This is a genomic window from Streptococcus suis, from assembly GCF_002960445.1.
Taxonomy (GTDB): Bacteria; Bacillota; Bacilli; order Lactobacillales; family Streptococcaceae; genus Streptococcus; species Streptococcus hyiners.
This window is the reverse complement of sequence record NZ_POJD01000120.1, coordinates 1-270: the sequence shown is the minus strand read 5'-3', so window position 1 is coordinate 270 and position 270 is coordinate 1. Positions and strand designations below refer to the sequence as shown.

Here is a 270-nt window from a genome sequence, read left to right as displayed (position 1 = left end):
AGTTATCCAAGGTTCAGCTCTTAAAGCTCTTGAAGGTGACTCTAAGTACGAAGACATCGTTATGGAATTGATGAACACTGTTGATGAGTACATTCCAGAACCAGAACGCGACACTGACAAACCATTGTTGCTTCCAGTCGAGGACGTATTCTCAATCACTGGTCGTGGTACTGTAGCTTCAGGACGTATCGACCGTGGTACTGTTCGTGTCAACGACGAAATCGAAATCGTTGGTCTTCAAGAAGAAAAATCTAAAGCAGTTGTTACTGG

1 pseudogene is annotated in these 270 nt (G+C 43.7%); it reads left to right on the top strand.

The annotated features are described in order from the left end of the window. Positions 1-270, top strand: a pseudogene (gene tuf / locus C1G53_RS03380) (elongation factor Tu); the annotation flags it as partial.